Source organism: Planococcus faecalis, from assembly GCF_002009235.1.
GTDB classification, from domain to species: Bacteria; Bacillota; Bacilli; order Bacillales_A; family Planococcaceae; genus Planococcus; species Planococcus kocurii.
The window spans coordinates 50,877-68,223 of the sequence record NZ_CP019401.1; the positions used below are offsets into that span (position 1 = coordinate 50,877).

Sequence of the window (17,347 nt, forward strand, 5' to 3'; positions counted from 1 at the left end):
GATAGCTTAAACATGAATCTATATAATCACTCAGGTGAAGAAGGAGGAGTTATTTTTGTCAAACAAAACAAGTAATACCTATTCAACACAACTATTCAAAGGTAAATCATTGGCGATAACAATTGCAACTGTGTTGTTGTTCGCGGCGGTTTTAACTTTTGCTATATACGAAGGAACAAAAAATACAGTAACGGTAACAGCAAACGGTGAAAAAGAAGAAGTAAGAACACATGCAGAAACAGTAGGTGCCTTTTTAAAAGAACAAGACATCAAAACCGGAGAACATGATTTCGTTAGTCATTCAGCGGAAACAGTTATTAACAAAGACATGGCTGTTGAATGGGATGCAGCAGAACAATATGCTGTGACAGTTGATGGGAAATCAACTTCAGCTTGGACGACTAAAAACACGGTATCAGAAATTTTGGAAACAGCTAAAATTGAACTAACTAAACACGATAAAGTAACACCAGCGTTAGATGAACAAGTAAATGAGGATACAAAAATCTCAGTTGAAAAAGCATATGAAGTTACGATTCAAGACGGTGTTGAAGAAAAGAAAGTATGGTCAACTTCAACAACAGTGGCTAACCTCTTAAAAGAAAATCAAGTTACTTTAGGTAAACTAGATCGTGTTGAAAGCGAAATGGACGAATTGGTTTTACCGAATTCTGAAGTCAAAGTAGTCCGTGTTGAAAAACTAACTGACGTAGTCGAAGGTTCTGTAAAATATGCAGTCGAAACTAAAAAAGACGAAACACTTCTTAAAGGCAGTGAAAAAATCGTTCAAAAAGGTAAAAATGGCGTAGTCAAAAAAACGTATGAAGTAGTAAAAGAAAATGGTAAAGAAGTAAAGCGCGACCTTAAAACAGAAAAAGTTGTTACAGAGCCAACGAAACAAGTAACAGCTGTTGGAACAAAAACGATGGTTGCTAGCGTTTCACGTGGTACTCAACAAAAAGCAACACCTGTACAGCAAAAACAGCAAGTAACGCCTCAAAAAGCGGTGGCTAAAACAGCTTCAACAGAAAAAGCAGCGCCTACTAAAACAGTAGCTGAAAAAGCAACACCTGTTCAAGCAGAGCCAGCTGGCGGAAAAGAATTTTATGTATCTGCGACAGCCTACACAGCTAGCTGCACAGGATGTTCAGGAATTACTGCTACAGGCATAAACTTAAAAACGAATCCAGGCCTAAAAGTCATTGCAGTAGATCCTAGTGTGATTCCATTAGGTTCTAAAGTATGGGTTGAAGGATACGGTAATGCGATTGCAGGCGATACAGGCGGAGCAATCAAAGGAAATAAAATTGATTTATTTATGGCTAATAAATCTGATGCTTTGTCATTCGGACGCAAGCAAGTAAAGGTTAGAATTCTGAACTAATCGATTGTTAGTTTAACTGCAAGCTTTCTTGGGATATTTCCCGGGAAAGCTTTTTACATGTTTATAGGCAAACGTGTAGAATAAACAAGAAGCTTGAAAAGAGGAAAATTATAAATGAAGATAAATGAGATTATAGTAGTTGAAGGAAAAGATGATACGGTAGCAATCAAACGTGCAGTTGATGCAGATACGATTGAAACAAATGGTTCAGCAATTACAGCAGAAACACTCGTACGAATCGCTCATGCACAGCAGAAAAGAGGCATCATCGTTTTTACGGATCCGGATTATCCTGGAAGACGCATACGTGCTATTATTGAAGAACATGTGCCACTGGCTAAACACGCATTTTTGGCGAAAGAAAAAACCATTGCTAAAAACGGCAAAGGCCTAGGAATCGAACATGCCTGCGATGAAGATATTCGTGAAGCTTTGCACGCAGTTTATACGCCGCTACAGGAAGAGCGTGCAGTAGAAATTACGATGGAAGATTTAATTGATGCAGGTCTTGTGGCTCATCCAAAAGCAAAGCAGCGCCGTATTCAAATGGGCAATGACTTGCAGATTGGCTATACGAACGGCAAGCAGCTTCAAAAACGGCTCTATATGTTCGGTATATCCAAAGCTCAGTTTATTAAAGCGGTACAAGCGTTAACTCAGGAGGAAAACTAATGACTAAAGATATTGCCACACCTATTCGAACGCAAGAAATTATGGCGAAATATGGGTTGAAAGTAAAGAAAAGCTTAGGACAAAACTTTTTAATCGATCCGAATATTTTGCGTAAAATTGTTGGGCAAGCGAAATTGACCAAGAAGTCTGCAGCAATTGAAATCGGTCCAGGAATTGGTGCTTTAACAGAACATTTGGCAAGAGAAGCCGGAAAAGTATTAGCTTTTGAAATTGATCAACGATTATTACCGGTGCTCGAGGATACTTTATCGCCTTATGATAACATTGCCATTATTCATTCGGATATTTTAAAAGCAGATGTCCAAGCAGCGATTGATCGTGAACTGGAAGGGTACGATGACATCGTGGTCGTGGCCAACTTGCCCTATTACGTAACGACACCGATTATTTTAAAGTTATTACTCGAAAAGCTGCCAATTCGCGGCATGGTCGTTATGTTGCAAAAAGAGGTCGCTGAGCGCATTACAGCTAAACCAGGTACAAAAGCTTATGGGTCACTTTCTATCGCTATCCAGTACTACACACAGGCTGAAATGGCATTGACTGTTCCTAAGTCTGTATTTTTGCCACAACCTAATGTTGATTCGGCTGTTATCCGCATGACCAAACGCGACGTGCCAGAAGTCGTGGTAATTGATGAAGACTTCTTCTTTACCGTTACGAGAGGGTCGTTCGTACAACGCAGAAAAACCATTTTGAACAATCTTCAAGTTGCTATGCCTTTAGGCAAAGAGAAAAAAGAGTTGATTTTAACAGCATTAGCAGAAGCAGAAATTGATCCAACAAGACGTGGAGAAACGTTAACGATTAAGGAGTTTGGACTGTTGGCAGATAAATTGTATGCATATTTCGGATGAAATGGTTATTCTGTTACAAAATCGGCACAACTTCTTTCGGGTTAAAGAAATTTCGAATAAATAAATATTGACAGCGACTAAGGTTGGTTGATAAAATTATAAATTTGCTTGACAATTCCATCAAATTATGGTAGAATTATATCCATAGTGAGGTGTAGACAAAATGCCCAAAACTTTGGCGGATATTAAAAAATCGTTAGACCTACATTTAGGAAAACGATTGCTTTTGAAGGCAAACGGAGGTCGTAAGAAAACGGTAGAACGTGCCGGAATCCTACGCGAGACCTATCACTCCGTGTTCGTGATTGAGCTAGATCAAGAAGAGCATGCATTTGAACGCGTGTCTTACAGCTACGCAGACATCTTAACTGAAGCAGTAGAAATTACTGTGTACGAAGGAACTGAAGATGCACTTGTTGTGAAATAATTGAATTATATTTATAAGTTACTCCAAAACTTGCTACTGCTGATCTAAGCGGAAGGCGAGTTTTTTTGTTTCTATCGACACTTTACTTTCCATTATCTCGCGGTATGTTAAAATAGTGTTCATTAGAATATAAAAAGGAGGCAGTGGGATGCTCTACGTAAAAGCGCCTGCCAAGATCAATTTAACATTAGATGTTTTGCACAAACGTCCAGATAATTACCATGAAATTGAAATGATTATGACCACTGTGGATTTGTCGGATCGTATTGGACTGATGGGCACAGCCAAAGGCATACATATTCAATCAGCAGACCGGTTCGTGCCAGACGATTCCCGCAACCTCGCTTACCAGGCGGCGCAATTGATTAAAGATACCTTTAATATCAAAACTGGAGTTATCATTTCACTGGATAAAAAAATCCCGGTCGCTGCAGGCTTAGCTGGAGGCAGCAGTGACGCTGCAGCGACATTAAAAGGATTAAACAAACTTTGGCAGCTTAATCTGTCACTCGATGAACTGGCGGAACTGGGTGCTAAAATTGGTTCGGATGTTTCTTTCTGCGTTTATGGCGGTACAGCATTAGCCAAAGGTCGTGGAGAAATCATTCAACAATTACCAACGCCACCGAATTGCTGGGTCATTTTAGCAAAACCTACACTTGGCGTTTCTACAGCCGATGTTTATGGCGCATTCGATGTTCAAACCGCTCAACATCCAAATACAGGTGCCATGATTCAAGCACTTAACGACGGTAACTACGACGCTATGTGCGCTAACCTTGGTAATGCACTTGAAAGCGTTACGTTAAAGTTATATCCCGAAGTTGAACAAATTAAAGAGCAGATGAAGAAATTTGGAGCGGACGCTGTACTTATGAGTGGGAGTGGACCAACAGTGTTTGGTTTGGTGCACCAAGAAGCGCGTATTCCACGTATATATAATGGCTTGCGTGGCTTTTGCTCAGAAGTATACGCTGTGCGCTTGATTGGCGAACGGGAGCCACTTGCCTAAATACGGACATTTATGGTAAGTTTTCTATAAATCATTCGTGTTTAGGAGAGGGTAGTTTTGAAGTGGAAGCGCAGTGAACGGCTTGTTGATATGACGCATTTTTTATTGGAACATCCGCATAAATTGATTCCACTAACTTATTTTTCGGATCTGTACCAATCGGCCAAATCGTCTATTAGTGAGGATTTGGGGATTGTTAAAGAGACATTTGAAGAAAAAGGAATTGGCTTGTTGATGACAGTTCCTGGAGCAGCAGGTGGCGTGAAATATGTACCTAAGCTTCAAGAACGTGAAATCAGAGCAGTAATGGCTGATTTGATGGAAGAGCTAAGTCACTCAGACCGGCTATTGCCGGGTGGCTATTTGTACATGACCGACGTGTTAGGTAATCCGGAAATGATGAATCGTGTCGGTAAAGTGTTTGCTACAGCATTTGCTAAAGAAAAAATTGATGTCATCATGACGGTGGCTACAAAAGGCATTCCGATTGCCCATGCCATTGCGCGCCACTTAAATGTGCCCGTGGTAATTGTCCGTAGAGACAGTAAAGTTACTGAAGGATCTACAGTTAGCATCAATTATGTCTCGGGTTCTTCTCGTCGAATTCAAACGATGGTCTTGTCAAAGCGTAGTATGAAAAGCGGTCAACGCGTACTAATTACGGATGACTTTATGAAAGTCGGCGGCACGATGAATGGTATGAAAAATCTACTGGAAGAATTTGAATGCACATTAGCAGGTGTTGCTGTATTAGTAGAATCGGAACATTCGGATGAACGGCTCGTAGAAAAGTATTTATCTCTTGTTAAATTGCATGAAGTTAGCGAAAAAGAACGTACGATTGCATTAGAAGAAGGCAATTACTTTGAAAATGGGGGAATTTGAATGAATTACGTAGCGACAGATAAAGCGGCAGCCGCAATTGGACCATACTCACAAGGTGTGGTCTCGGGTGGAATTCTTTACAGTTCAGGTCAAATACCTTTAACAGCAGCAGGCGAATTGGTTGAAGGCACAATCTCTGAGCAGACGCATCAAGTATTTTCAAACTTGAAAGCGGTTCTTGCAGAAGCCGGTTCTTCTTTTGGAGATGTCATTAAAACAACTGTTTTTATCAAAGACATGAATGACTTTGCAGAACTAAACGAGATTTATGCAACTTATTTTGGCGATCATAAACCAGCACGTTCAACTGTTGAAGTAGCGCGGTTGCCAAAAGACGTAAAAGTAGAAATCGAAGTGATCGCAAAAGTTAACCAGTAAACTAGAATGAGTTATAGCAATGCAGATCGCCTCGTTAAATACGAGGCGATCTGCATTTTTTCATAGAGAGAATAAAAAATTATGTTCAAGCGTGAAGTGTATGTCGTTTCGGTCATTAGTTCCATTAAGTAAATTTTCTAATAAGTTTTGCAATTTATGAAGGATAATAGTCCCTTTTAGCGAATACCCATAATTAGGGTTGAAATACTGCGACTGAGAGGAGGGGGACGAGAGAATGGAAGTAACAGATGTAAGACTACGACGCGTACAAACCGATGGCCGAATGAGAGCAATCGCTTCCATCACGCTGGACGATGAGTTTGTTATTCATGATATTCGAGTAATCGATGGAAATGATGGCTTATTTGTCGCAATGCCAAGTAAAAGAACACCTGATGGAGAGTTTCGTGATATTGCACATCCGATCAACTCAAGCGCACGCACTAAGCTTCAAGAAGCTGTCTTAACTGCATATAAACAAAGCGAAAGTGAATCGGTATTGGAAAATGCCAACGTTTAACGGAGCTGAATCAAGAGCCTTCTACATTGAAATGGCTCTTTTTTTATTTGGCTTTTTTTTGTCATGGTATTGTCATGCTTTGGAACCTTGAAAAATCAAGGTTTTTCCGCTATAGTCAATAAGGAAAAGCAAATTTTTAATTGACATAGCCAGTGTGAGACTGGGTCTATCAATTGATAGAATAAATGAATGGATAGAACCAGTAACAAGAGTTCTTATCAAATCAAGAGTGGAGGGATAAGAAGTGGCAAATACATACGCAGTAATTTTAGCAGCAGGACAAGGCACACGGATGAAGTCAAAATTGTACAAAGTGCTTCATCCAGTCTGTGGCATGCCAATGGTGGAACATGTAACGGGCAATGTCGAGCAACTCGGAGTTGAAAAAATCGTTACTGTCGTTGGTCATGGTGCTGAAAAAGTTCAGCAGCAACTAGGTGACAAAAGTGAATATGCCTTGCAGGCAGAACAACTTGGAACAGCTCACGCCGTGCAACAAACAGCGTCATTGATTGAAGGTCTTAAAGGAACGACTTTGGTGGTTTGTGGAGACACGCCACTGATTCGACCAGAAACCATGCAGTCATTGCTTGATCAGCATGCCGAAACTGGTGCAAAAGCGACGATCTTGACGGCAATCGCTGATAATCCGACAGGTTATGGACGGATTCTCCGCAACGATGCGGGCATCGTCGAAAAGATTGTCGAGCAAAAAGACGCGTCTTTAGAAGAGCAACAAGTAAAGGAAATCAATACCGGTACTTATTGCTTTGATAACGAAGCGTTGTTTGAGGCGTTGAAATTAGTTTCAAATGATAACGTTCAAGGTGAATATTATTTGCCTGATGTGATTGAAATTCTGCAAAAGCAAGGCGAAATTGTAGCTGCCTATGCAACAGATAGCTTTGACGAAACGCTTGGTGTAAACGACCGTGTGGCATTGAGCCAGGCCGAAAACATTATGCGCAAGCGAATTGCTGAAAAACATATGAGAGCTGGCGTTTCGATTATCGATCCTGCTACTGCTTATATTAGTGCACAAGCCCGAATCGGAGCGGATACGATTATTCACCCGAACGTGACAATTGATGGTTTAACACAAATTGGGGAAGATTGCATTATTTCTTCGAACAGCCATATCGTCAATAGCGTCATTGGAGATCGTACAACAATTCGCAGTTCAGAAATTCATGACAGCAGCATTGGAACGGATACAGCTGTAGGACCGTTTGCGCACATTCGTCCTCAAACCGTTTTAGGCAACGATGTGAAAATCGGCAACTTTGTTGAAGTGAAAAAAGCAGAAATCGGCAACGATAGCAAGGTTTCTCATTTGAGCTATATTGGCGATGCTCACGTCGGCACAGGTGTTAATATCGGTTGCGGTACCATCACCGTGAACTATGATGGCAAAAACAAATTCCAGACTGTCATTGAAGATGATACGTTTATCGGCTGCAATTCAAATCTGATTGCACCTGTCACTGTAGGAAAAGGATCTTACATCGCTGCAGGATCTACTATTTCAAAAAATGTACCTGAGGATTCATTGGCAATCGCACGCGCGCGCCAGGAAAATAAAGAAGGCTATGCAAGTAGATTAAACGGAAGAAAATAGGAGGGTTCACACCTAATGGGCTATCAAAATGCAAACTCGAAATTGAAAATCTTTTCATTAAATTCGAACCAAGAGCTAGCTGAGGAAATTTCAGAACACGCGGGTATTCCGCTTGGAAAAAGTTCGGTGACACATTTTAGTGATGGTGAAATCCAAATTAATATTGAAGAAAGTATTCGTGGCTATGATGTGTTTATCGTCCAATCGACTTCTCAGCCAGTAAATGAGAACTTGATGGAGTTATTGATCATGATTGATGCAGTTAAACGTGCTTCTGCTCGTACAGTTAACGTCGTAATGCCTTATTACGGTTATGCGCGTCAAGATCGCAAAGCTCGTTCACGTGAGCCGATTACAGCGAAATTAGTAGCGAATTTATTGGAAACTGCTGGTGCAACGCGTGTAATCGTACTGGATTTGCATGCTCCTCAAATCCAAGGATTCTTTGATATTTTGATTGATCACTTAGTAGCTGTACCTTTACTTTCTGATTACTTCCTAAATGAAAGTGGCATTGATCTTGAAAATGTCATTATTGTTTCGCCGGATCACGGCGGGGTTACACGTGCACGTAAAATGGCAGATCGCTTGAAAGCGCCGATTGCCATCATCGACAAGCGTCGTCCGCGTCCAAACGTAGCGGAAGTTATGAATATCGTCGGTAATGTAGAAGGGAAAACGGCGATTATCATTGATGACATCATTGATACTGCTGGAACAATTTCAATTGCTGCTAGTGCGTTGATTGAAAGTGGCGCAAAAGAAGTTTACGCGTGCTGTACACACCCTGTTCTTTCAGGTCCTGCCGTACAACGTATTAACGACTCAGTAATCAAAGAATTGATTATCACTAATTCGATTGCATTGCCTGAAGAAAAGAAATCTCCTAAAATCAAACAATTGTCTGTAGCACGTCTATTGGCTGAGACAATTGTCCGTGTTCACGAACAAAAATCTGTCAGCACTCTTTTTGATTGATCAGCAGCAACAACTTTTCATGCTCTAGGTTTCATTAAGACAAGACATGGGTATATATAGATTATGTACTTATCGTGACTACGTACTTTAATATAACTGGAGGCTGAAAGCAATGACTGTAAAAATGACAGCACAAAAAAGAGAAAGCAACAATAAGAATTCGGCGTTAACTGAACTTCGTGCAAAAGGCGATGTGCCAGGAGTAGTTTATGGCTTTAAAACGGAAACTACACCGGTGACTGTATCTGAAATTGAATTGATTAAAACTTTACGTGAATCTGGACGTAACGGTGTAATCAGCCTTGAAATCGATGGCACAGCTAAAAATGTTGTGTTAAGTGATTATCAAATGGATGCTTTAAAAGGTAGCTTTAAGCATGTTGACTTTTTAGCAATTAATATGTCAGATGAGCTTGAAGTGGCTGTAGCAGTTCACTTGACAGGCGAATCAGCAGGCGAAAAAGAAGGCGGATTCATCACTCAGCCAAACCGTGAAGTGAATGTTCGTGTAAAACCTTCTGACATACCTGATGCACTAGAAGTAGATACTACTGAACTGGCGATTGGCGAAACAATCACAGTCGGCGATATCCGCGGAACGGTATCTTATGAAATTTTAGATGAAGACGACTTTATCCTTGTATCTGCAACAGCTCCGCGTACTCAAGATGAGTTGGATGAGCTGGAGACTGTATCTGATGAAGATGCAGAACCAGAAGTGGTTGGCAGCGAAGATTCTAAAGAAGAAGAAAAATAAAGTTAAATACAAAGAACGAGCAAGAGGTTGTCGAGAGACAGTCTCTTGTTTTTTTGTTTTTAAATTGTAAATTGGTTGTCCATCAAATCAAGGAGATCGCTTATGTTCTTCTTATCAAATGATTATGGTAAAATAGAAGTCACTGAAAAAGCAAAGGAAGATGGGTATGAAATTGATTATCGGCCTGGGAAATCCGGGGAAAGCATACGAAGATACGCGCCATAATATTGGTTTCAAGGTAATCGATTATTTAGCAAGTCAATGGAATACACCCTTGACGCAGTCTAAATTTAGAGGCATGTATTCTATTAGTCATCGACCTGAAGGCAAAGTGATGCTATTAAAGCCACTGACTTATATGAATTTATCTGGCGAGAGTGTAGGTGCGCTGATGGAATACTACGATATTGATATAAAAGACATTATTGTTATATACGACGACCTTGATTTACCAGCAGGTCAACTACGATTGCGGCAAAAAGGGAGTGCAGGTGGTCACAACGGCATTAAATCACTGATTCAGCATTTAGGAACACAAGAATTCAATCGTTTGCGTATTGGCATTAGTCGCCCACCAGCAGGGATGAAAGTGCCAGATTACGTACTGCAGCGTTTTTCAAAAGAGGAAAGGCCTGAGGTAGATGACGCCATCAAAAAAAGTGCAGCAGCTTGTGAAAACTGGTTATCTAAACCGTATCTCGAAGTCATGAATCAATTTAATGGAGCATAACCGCTTTGACGCATTCGGCGTTCAGAGCTTTTTTCTGTTTCTTGTATTTTGTTGAAAGGAGGAAGTTGAATGAACCATATTTTAAAGATTTTTTCGGAGGATACCCACACACAAAAATTTATCGCTGATTTGAAGAAAGGGCAGGACCATCAGTTGATTTCTGGTTTGTCTGGTAGCGCGCGGCCTATTTTTTACCAAACCATTTGGTCTGAAATGGAAACACCGCTATTGATTGTGACGCCTAATTTATTGCATGCACAGCGCGTCTATGATGACTTGGTTCGTTTGATGGGTGAACAGCAGGTCCACCTTTACCCAGCGGAAGAGTTAATCGCAGCAGAGGTGTCTTTTTCAGGGCCTGAACTGCGAGCTCATCGCATTGATACGCTTGATCACATGAAGAGTGTAGGCAAAGGAATCTACATTACACCAGTTGCGGGAATGCGTAAATTATTGCCAACGAAAGAACAATGGGATTATGCTACCTTGCGGATTGCTGAAGGGGAAGAACTCGATACGGACGAATGGCTGTTAAAGTTGGTGGCGATGGGCTATTCTCGTACGCCAATGGTAACGACCCCGGGCGAGTTTGCGCTTCGTGGAGGCATACTGGATGTTTATCCACTGAACTTTGAACATCCGGTGCGTATCGAGCTATTTGATACGGAAGTGGATTCGCTACGGCTATTCTCTGCAGAAGACCAGCGTTCACTCGAAAAAGTTCATTCACTGTGCATATTGCCTGCTAGCGAATTAGTGTTATCAAAAGACCAACGGGTCCAACTAGCTGGAAAATTGGAAACGAACCTGGCAGCTAGCTTAAAGAAATTAAAAGCTGACGATACGAAAGCTTTGATGCACCAGCATATTCAGCATGATATCAATCAATTAAAACAAGGCGAAACACCAGAACAGCTAGCTAAATATGCTTCGTTGATTGATACGCAATCAGCTTTTCTAGGCGATTATTTCCCGGGAAATGGACTGGTTTTTTTCGACGAACTCGGACGAATTCAAGAAATGACAGATACATTAGAACGCGAAGAAGGCGACTGGATTGTGTCATTGCTTGAAGAAGGGAAGTTTCTTCACGATGTTTCTTTAACGTATACGTTCCGTGAAATGATGACGAAATTGGAGCAGAAAGTAACGTTTCTGTCTTTATTCGTTCGGACATTTCCAATGGTATCGGTCAAAAAATCATTGGCCTTTTCTTGTAAGCCGATGCAGTCATTCCATGGTCAGATGCATTTGCTAAAAGCGGAAATGGAGCGCTGGGTTTTAGGGAAGTCGCAGATTTTTATCGTAGCGCAAGGCGAGGAGCGTTTAGAGAAAGTACGTTCGGTCCTTGCCGACTACGATATGAAAGCTGAAATCGCAGTTCCTTCGACAGAAATCCAAGGTGGTAACATTTATTTGGTAGATGGTGAGCTAGCGACTGGTTTTGAAATGCCGCTGCAACGATTAACTGTTATTACGGATTCTGAATTATTTAAGCAACAACCGAAAAAGAAAACGCGGTCTCAAAAGCTGACGAATGCAGAACGTATTAAGAGTTATTCCGAAATCAAACCGGGTGATTATATTGTTCATATCCATCACGGGATTGGTCGTTTTATCGGTATTGAAACTTTAGAAACCGGTGGGGTTCATAAAGATTACCTCCATATCGTTTACAAAGCCGACGATAAATTATTTGTACCGGTCGATAAAATTGACTTGATTCAAAAATACGTGGCTTCTGAAGAAAAAGAACCAAAGCTGCATAAAATGGGCGGCGCAGAATGGAAAAAGACACGTACAAAAGTGTCGGCTGCTGTTCAAGACATTGCGGATGATTTGATCAAGCTTTATGCAGAAAGAGAAGCGTTACGAGGCTTTGCCTTTTCTGAAGAGCAGGATATGCAGCGTCAATTTGAGGCGGAGTTTCCATACGAAGAAACTGTCGATCAATTGCGTTCAATCAATGAAGTCAAACGGGACATGGAAAACGAGCGACCGATGGACCGTTTGATTTGCGGGGACGTAGGTTATGGTAAAACGGAAGTGGCAATCCGAGCCGCGTTTAAGGCGGTACTCGATGGCAAGCAAGTGGCGTTTTTAGTGCCGACAACGATATTGGCACAACAGCATTTTGAAACAATGAGCGAGCGGTTCAAAGATTACCCAATTACAGTCGGCTTGATGAGTCGTTTCCGTTCTAAAAAACAGCAAACGGAAACCGTTAAAGGACTGAAAAATGGATCAGTTGATGTTGTCGTTGGCACGCACCGAATTTTGTCGAAGGATATGCAATACAAGGATCTGGGCTTACTGATTATTGATGAAGAACAACGTTTTGGTGTTACTCATAAAGAAAAAATCAAACAAATGAAGACAAACGTTGATGTTTTAACGCTGACAGCGACACCAATCCCACGTACGCTTCATATGTCGATGATTGGCGTTCGAGATTTATCTGTTATCGAAACACCACCAGCAAACCGCTTTCCTGTACAAAGCTATGTAATGGAGCACAATGGCGGTCTCGTACGCGAAGCGATCGAACGCGAAATGGCGCGCGGTGGGCAAGTGTTTTATTTGTATAACCGTGTCGATGATATGACGCGAAAAGTGGAAGAAATTCAACAACTAGTACCAGAAGCTCGCGTCGGTTATGCTCATGGACAAATGAGTGAAACCGAACTAGAATCAGTCATTTTAGGTTTCCTAGATGGCGATTACGATGTCTTGGTGACGACCACTATTATCGAAACCGGCATTGATATTCCAAACGTTAATACCTTGATTGTTTACAATGCTGACCGAATGGGCTTGTCACAGCTGTATCAATTGCGTGGACGCGTTGGACGTTCGAGTCGTGTCGCTTATGCTTATTTTATGTATCAGCGTGACAAAGTGTTAACTGACGTTGCAGAAAAACGCTTGATGGCAATAAAAGAATTTACGGAACTTGGATCGGGGTTTAAAATCGCCATGCGTGATTTGACGATTCGCGGAGCAGGAAATCTGCTCGGTTCACAGCAGCACGGCTTTATTGATTCTGTCGGTTTTGATCTTTATTCGCAAATGCTGCAAGAGGCAATTGATGAACGTCAGACCGGTATCAAAAAAGAAGTAGTGCCTGAAATCGAGATTTCACTCGATATTGATGCGTACATTCCAGATTCCTATGTCAGTGATGGCTACCAGAAAATCCAAATGTACAAACGTGTCAAAGGTGTCGATACGGTAGAGGAAATGACTGAGCTGCAGGATGAGTTAATCGACCGTTTTGGTGACATGCCGAATGAAACGAACAGCTTGTTGCGCATTGCCCGCATGAAAGTATGGGCGCGCCAAATAGGTGTCGAATCCATCAAACAAACGGGTAAAATTGTGACAGTTCGACTTAGTGAAAAAGGGACCGCTAGTATCAATGGCGGCAAAGTCGTAGAGGAATCTGCTGTCTATGGGCGTGCCGTTGGTTTTAGTATGGCCGGTCAACAGTTAATGATGTCTATTGATGAAAATAAAACGAAAAAACAACATCCATTTGATGTGTTAGAAGGCATGATGAAATTATTACCAGAATCACTTCGAGAAGAAAAAGTGGTTTTGTAACTTCAGGCAATAAATTTTAGAGCGGATATTCCACCATATGGCTTCGTACTTCGCAACTGTCACCGGACTTATCGGCCGAATAATTAGAGTTAGTTCATATCAGTAAGAGGTGAGTGAGTCCTTTGAACAATGAAGGCACAATGAAATCATTTATGAAAGGTGCGGTCTTGCTGACGATTGCAGGATTTATCGTTAAGTTGCTGAGTGCAATTTACCGAGTACCTTTTCAAAATCTTGTAGGAGACCAAGGCTTTTACATTTACCAGCAAGTGTATCCGTTTGTTGCGATTTTTGGCATTTGGACTTCTTACGGTTTTGCCATTGCTATTTCCAAATTATTAGCAGACTATAATTCGCAATCACACAGAGCGATTCTTCGCATCGCTGCCATTTATGTAGCAGGCATTTCTGTCGTGATCTTCGTTGTCATGTTTTCAGGTGCCGAATTATTGGCAGGTTGGATGGGGGATCTGCAGTTAAATCCATTACTAAAAGTCGGTGCGTTTTCGGTACTATTGATGGCGCCACTGGCAGTGCTGAAAGGTTATTTTCAGTCCGCCAACAACATGGCGCCAGTTGCATATGCTCAAGTATTGGAACAAGGAATACGTGTCACCGTTATTTTGGCTGGTGCTTGGCTGGTTGTCTCGAATGGGTTTTCCTTATACGTTGCTGGACAACTGGCAATGCTTGGCGCGGCCATTGGTGGACTTGGTGCAGTTATTTTACTACTGGTTTACTTTAACAGAGGTTTAAAAACGCAGAATCAGATGTTACCGGTTCGTGCTTGGCCCATTATTAAGGAAATGACGGCAGTGAGTTTGAGCGTCAGCATGAGCTCGTTAATTTTGGTACTGTTTCAGCTAGTGGATTCGTTTACGGTTTTTCGTCTGCTCGAGGAAAGCGGCATGGGACGGTTTGTTGCGATGGAGCAAAAAGGGATTTACGATCGAGGGCAACCGCTTGTACAATTCGGTATTTTAATCGCTACTTCACTGACGTTAGCGATTGTTCCCCTAGTCGCAAGAACTTCTAAAAAAGACAGTGGTCGACCAGCTGAAATGTACGCACGTTTAGCTTTTCGTGTCTCGTTTTTATTTGCGTTTGCAGCGGCAGTTGGGCTGACGTTCGTTATGCCATACGTTAACGAAACCTTATTTCAAACGCGTGAACGGTCTGGAGCGTTAATTATTTTCAGTTGGCAAATCGTCTGGATGTCACTCCTACTCATTATGACAGCGATGCTTCACGGACTCGGTAAGGTCAGAGTTCCAGCTTTATTGCTAGTGACGGGAATGGTTGTGAAAGTTATCGGCAATTGGTTACTATTGCCTGTCTGGGGAGTAACTGGCGCGGCTGTTGCTGGAAACATTGGTTTGATGGTCGTAGTAATGGGCTTATTGCTTTATTTTAAGCGGGTATGGCCAATAACATTTGCGCCACTTTCCTATTATGGCTGGCTTTTCGGTGCTGCGCTGGCAATGTCTGTCGTAGTATTCGGCTGGTCAATTTTAGCTGATAACTATTTGTTTGATCACTTATCTAGTCGTTTCGGTGCTTTTCTAACAACGGCTACCGCCATTCCACTTGGTGCTTTAATCTTTATGGCAATCATCGGTAAAAGTCGAATCATCACAGAAAAGGAATGGTACATTATTCCGTTCGGCCGCAAACTAGCCAAATTACAATTAGCAATAAATTCAAAGAAAAAAGGTGAAAAGCGATGAATACAATTCACATTATTGGCCTCGGTGCGGGAGATTTAGACCAATTGCCGCTCGGTGTCTATAAAAAATTAAAAGCGGCAGTTAACTTATATGTACGAACCGAGGATCACCCTGTATTGACAGAACTTGTCCAAGAAGGCGTAGCGTTCACAAGTTTCGATGCGGTTTATGAAAAACACGATAGCTTTAGTCCGGTATATGCAGAAATTGCAGAAACCTTGATCGACTTGTCTGAAAAAAAATCAGTCATTTATGCAGTACCAGGTCATCCATTGGTTGCCGAGCAAACAGTGCAAAATTTGATTGAGGCAGAAAAAGCGGGACGTTGCCAATTGGTTATTGAAGGCGGGCATAGTTTCTTAGATTCTTTGTTTGGTGCGCTTCGTATTGACCCAATCGAAGGTTTTCAATTGATGGATGGCACCGAAATGACCAGCGACCAAGTAAATATGACGCAGCATTTATTGATCGCACAAGTATACGACAGCTTTAGCGCCTCTGAAGTAAAGTTAACGCTGATGGAAAAATACCCGGATGAGTATCCGGTAACGATTGTGACGGCTGCCGGTTCTAAAGATGAAGTGCTACAGACCGTACCGCTTCATGAATTAGACCGCGTAGCAGAAGTGACGAATTTGACGACTGTCTACGTACCGCCAGCTGCACAACAAACGCAGCGCTTAAAAGAATGGCAAACTTTCCGTAGTATTGTTGCGAAACTGAGAAGCCCTGAAGGCTGTCCGTGGGACCGCGAGCAGACGCATGAGTCCTTAAGTCCATATTTGATCGAAGAAGCGCATGAGCTGCTTCAGGCAATTCAAGAAGGTGATGATGAAGCGATTGCTGATGAATTGGGCGATGTATTGCTGCAAGTGTTCTTGCATGCTCAAATCGGTCAAGATAACGGCTATTTCCAATTAGAAGATGTACTTGAAGCGGTTAGTGCGAAAATGATTCGTCGTCACCCGCACGTTTTTGGTGATGTTTCGGTTGACGATTCTGAGCAAGTTATCGCTAATTGGCAAGAAATCAAAGCACAGGAAAAACCGGCAGCAGATTCTGTATTAGAAGGCCAAGAACGATTTAGTTCTTCTTTAACAACGTCATTTAATTATCAAAAAAAAGCAGCGAAGGTCGGATTCAGTTGGCCGGATGCAGCAGCAGCTTGGGATAAATTTCAAGAAGAATTGAAGGAGTTCCAGCAAGAAATAGCGAATGGTTCCAAAGCTCGTCAATTAGATGAATTGGGTGATTTACTGTTTACCTTAGTGAATCTTGCACGATTCTTTGATTTGTCACCGGAAGAAGCGATGATGCAAGCGAATCAGAAGTTCAAAAGTCGTTTCCATTATGTTGAACAGCAAGTAACACAAGGAACCGGTGATTTTAGTGATTATTCGCTAGAGCAGTTAGATGTATTTTGGAACCAAGCCAAATTATTGGCAAGAAAGGAAGACTGAAATGAGATTAGATAAATTTCTAAAAGTATCCCGGTTGATCAAACGCCGTACGTTAGCCAAGCAAGTAGCTGACCAAGGTCGCATACTAGTAAATGGCAATAAAGCGAAAGCCAGCTCAGTTATTAAAGAAAATGATGAACTGCAAATTCGTTTTGGTCAAAAAATCGTAACGGTACGTATTGATCGGCTGAAAGAAATAGCGAAAAAAGAAGAAGCTGTTACGATGTACACCATCTTAAAAGAAGAAAAGCTAGAAAAAGTTGAGCCTGAATTTATTGATGACGAAGCGTAAAAACAGAAAAAGCCTTAGGGGTCCAA

Annotated in this window: 16 protein-coding genes; all 16 read left to right on the plus strand. The window is 41.6% G+C overall.

The genetic code is table 11. The features are described from left to right. The first annotated feature begins 55 nt into the window (after nucleotides 1-55). A complete protein-coding gene (locus AJGP001_RS00220) occupies nucleotides 56-1,384 on the plus strand; it encodes a resuscitation-promoting factor (protein WP_071153225.1) in 1,329 nt (442 codons plus the stop codon). Between the two features lie 114 nt (nucleotides 1,385-1,498). Continuing rightward, complete coding sequence (rnmV, locus tag AJGP001_RS00225) at nucleotides 1,499-2,056, plus strand: ribonuclease M5 (protein ID WP_071153226.1); 558 nt, start codon at nucleotides 1,499-1,501, stop codon at nucleotides 2,054-2,056. Beyond that, entirely contained in the window at nucleotides 2,056-2,934 is an 879-nt protein-coding gene (gene rsmA / locus AJGP001_RS00230) for a 16S rRNA (adenine(1518)-N(6)/adenine(1519)-N(6))-dimethyltransferase RsmA (RefSeq protein ID WP_058386789.1), read from the plus strand. The genes rnmV and rsmA overlap by 1 nt, the downstream gene beginning before the upstream one ends. A 163-nt stretch (nucleotides 2,935-3,097) precedes the next feature. Beyond that, nucleotides 3,098-3,361, plus strand: a complete 264-nt coding sequence (gene veg, locus AJGP001_RS00235; RefSeq protein ID WP_006830753.1) for a biofilm formation stimulator Veg — start codon at nucleotides 3,098-3,100, stop codon at nucleotides 3,359-3,361. Nucleotides 3,362-3,509: 148 nt separating this feature from the next. Next, nucleotides 3,510-4,373, plus strand: coding sequence for a 4-(cytidine 5'-diphospho)-2-C-methyl-D-erythritol kinase (gene ispE / locus AJGP001_RS00240; RefSeq protein WP_078079997.1), 864 nt, complete (start codon nucleotides 3,510-3,512; stop codon nucleotides 4,371-4,373). 57 nt (nucleotides 4,374-4,430) lie between these two features. Then, nucleotides 4,431-5,258, plus strand: coding sequence for a pur operon repressor (gene purR, locus AJGP001_RS00245; RefSeq protein WP_058386787.1), 828 nt, complete (start codon nucleotides 4,431-4,433; stop codon nucleotides 5,256-5,258). After that, on the plus strand, nucleotides 5,259-5,636 hold the full coding sequence (locus tag AJGP001_RS00250) for a RidA family protein (protein ID WP_071153227.1): 378 nt from the start codon (nucleotides 5,259-5,261) through the stop codon (nucleotides 5,634-5,636). A 235-nt stretch (nucleotides 5,637-5,871) separates the two neighbouring features. Then, complete coding sequence (gene spoVG, locus AJGP001_RS00255) at nucleotides 5,872-6,156, plus strand: septation regulator SpoVG (protein WP_058386785.1); 285 nt, start codon at nucleotides 5,872-5,874, stop codon at nucleotides 6,154-6,156. 244 nt (nucleotides 6,157-6,400) lie between these two features. Further along, nucleotides 6,401-7,774, plus strand: coding sequence for a bifunctional UDP-N-acetylglucosamine diphosphorylase/glucosamine-1-phosphate N-acetyltransferase GlmU (gene glmU / locus AJGP001_RS00260; RefSeq protein WP_071153228.1), 1,374 nt, complete (start codon nucleotides 6,401-6,403; stop codon nucleotides 7,772-7,774). A 15-nt stretch (nucleotides 7,775-7,789) separates the two neighbouring features. Beyond that, nucleotides 7,790-8,752, plus strand: coding sequence for a ribose-phosphate diphosphokinase (locus AJGP001_RS00265; protein ID WP_058386783.1), 963 nt, complete (start codon nucleotides 7,790-7,792; stop codon nucleotides 8,750-8,752). A gap of 112 nt (nucleotides 8,753-8,864) precedes the next feature. Next, complete coding sequence (locus AJGP001_RS00270; protein ID WP_071153229.1) at nucleotides 8,865-9,509, plus strand: 50S ribosomal protein L25/general stress protein Ctc; 645 nt, start codon at nucleotides 8,865-8,867, stop codon at nucleotides 9,507-9,509. A 166-nt stretch (nucleotides 9,510-9,675) separates the two neighbouring features. Further along, nucleotides 9,676-10,239, plus strand: coding sequence for an aminoacyl-tRNA hydrolase (gene pth / locus AJGP001_RS00275; RefSeq protein ID WP_058386781.1), 564 nt, complete (start codon nucleotides 9,676-9,678; stop codon nucleotides 10,237-10,239). A gap of 69 nt (nucleotides 10,240-10,308) precedes the next feature. Further along, entirely contained in the window at nucleotides 10,309-13,842 is a 3,534-nt protein-coding gene (mfd, locus tag AJGP001_RS00280; RefSeq protein WP_071153230.1) for a transcription-repair coupling factor, read from the plus strand. A gap of 122 nt (nucleotides 13,843-13,964) precedes the next feature. Continuing rightward, entirely contained in the window at nucleotides 13,965-15,569 is a 1,605-nt protein-coding gene (locus tag AJGP001_RS00285; RefSeq protein WP_078079999.1) for a putative polysaccharide biosynthesis protein, read from the plus strand. Next, the gene (yabN, locus tag AJGP001_RS00290) at nucleotides 15,566-17,029 is read left to right on the plus strand and encodes a bifunctional methyltransferase/pyrophosphohydrolase YabN (RefSeq protein WP_078080001.1); all 1,464 of its coding nucleotides are present in this window, start codon (nucleotides 15,566-15,568) and stop codon (nucleotides 17,027-17,029) included. The genes AJGP001_RS00285 and yabN overlap by 4 nt, the downstream gene beginning before the upstream one ends. 1 nt (nucleotide 17,030) lies before the next feature. Beyond that, entirely contained in the window at nucleotides 17,031-17,321 is a 291-nt protein-coding gene (locus AJGP001_RS00295) for an RNA-binding S4 domain-containing protein (protein ID WP_058386778.1), read from the plus strand. The last annotated feature ends 26 nt before the right edge of the window (nucleotides 17,322-17,347 follow it).

Bases quoted from the DNA above. Each gene is read 5' to 3' on its own strand.
- rnmV (WP_071153226.1), top strand. From the start codon at position 1,499: ATGAAGATAAATGAGATTATAGTAGTTGAAGGAAAAGATGATACGGTA.
- rsmA (WP_058386789.1), top strand. From the start codon at position 2,056: ATGACTAAAGATATTGCCACACCTATTCGAACGCAAGAAATTATGGCG.
- veg (WP_006830753.1), top strand. From the start codon at position 3,098: ATGCCCAAAACTTTGGCGGATATTAAAAAATCGTTAGACCTACATTTA.
- ispE (WP_078079997.1), top strand. From the start codon at position 3,510: ATGCTCTACGTAAAAGCGCCTGCCAAGATCAATTTAACATTAGATGTT.
- AJGP001_RS00250 (WP_071153227.1), top strand. From the start codon at position 5,259: ATGAATTACGTAGCGACAGATAAAGCGGCAGCCGCAATTGGACCATAC.
- spoVG (WP_058386785.1), top strand. From the start codon at position 5,872: ATGGAAGTAACAGATGTAAGACTACGACGCGTACAAACCGATGGCCGA.
- AJGP001_RS00265 (WP_058386783.1), top strand. From the start codon at position 7,790: ATGGGCTATCAAAATGCAAACTCGAAATTGAAAATCTTTTCATTAAAT.
- AJGP001_RS00270 (WP_071153229.1), top strand. From the start codon at position 8,865: ATGACTGTAAAAATGACAGCACAAAAAAGAGAAAGCAACAATAAGAAT.
- pth (WP_058386781.1), top strand. From the start codon at position 9,676: ATGAAATTGATTATCGGCCTGGGAAATCCGGGGAAAGCATACGAAGAT.
- mfd (WP_071153230.1), top strand. From the start codon at position 10,309: ATGAACCATATTTTAAAGATTTTTTCGGAGGATACCCACACACAAAAA.
- yabN (WP_078080001.1), top strand. From the start codon at position 15,566: ATGAATACAATTCACATTATTGGCCTCGGTGCGGGAGATTTAGACCAA.
- AJGP001_RS00295 (WP_058386778.1), top strand. From the start codon at position 17,031: ATGAGATTAGATAAATTTCTAAAAGTATCCCGGTTGATCAAACGCCGT.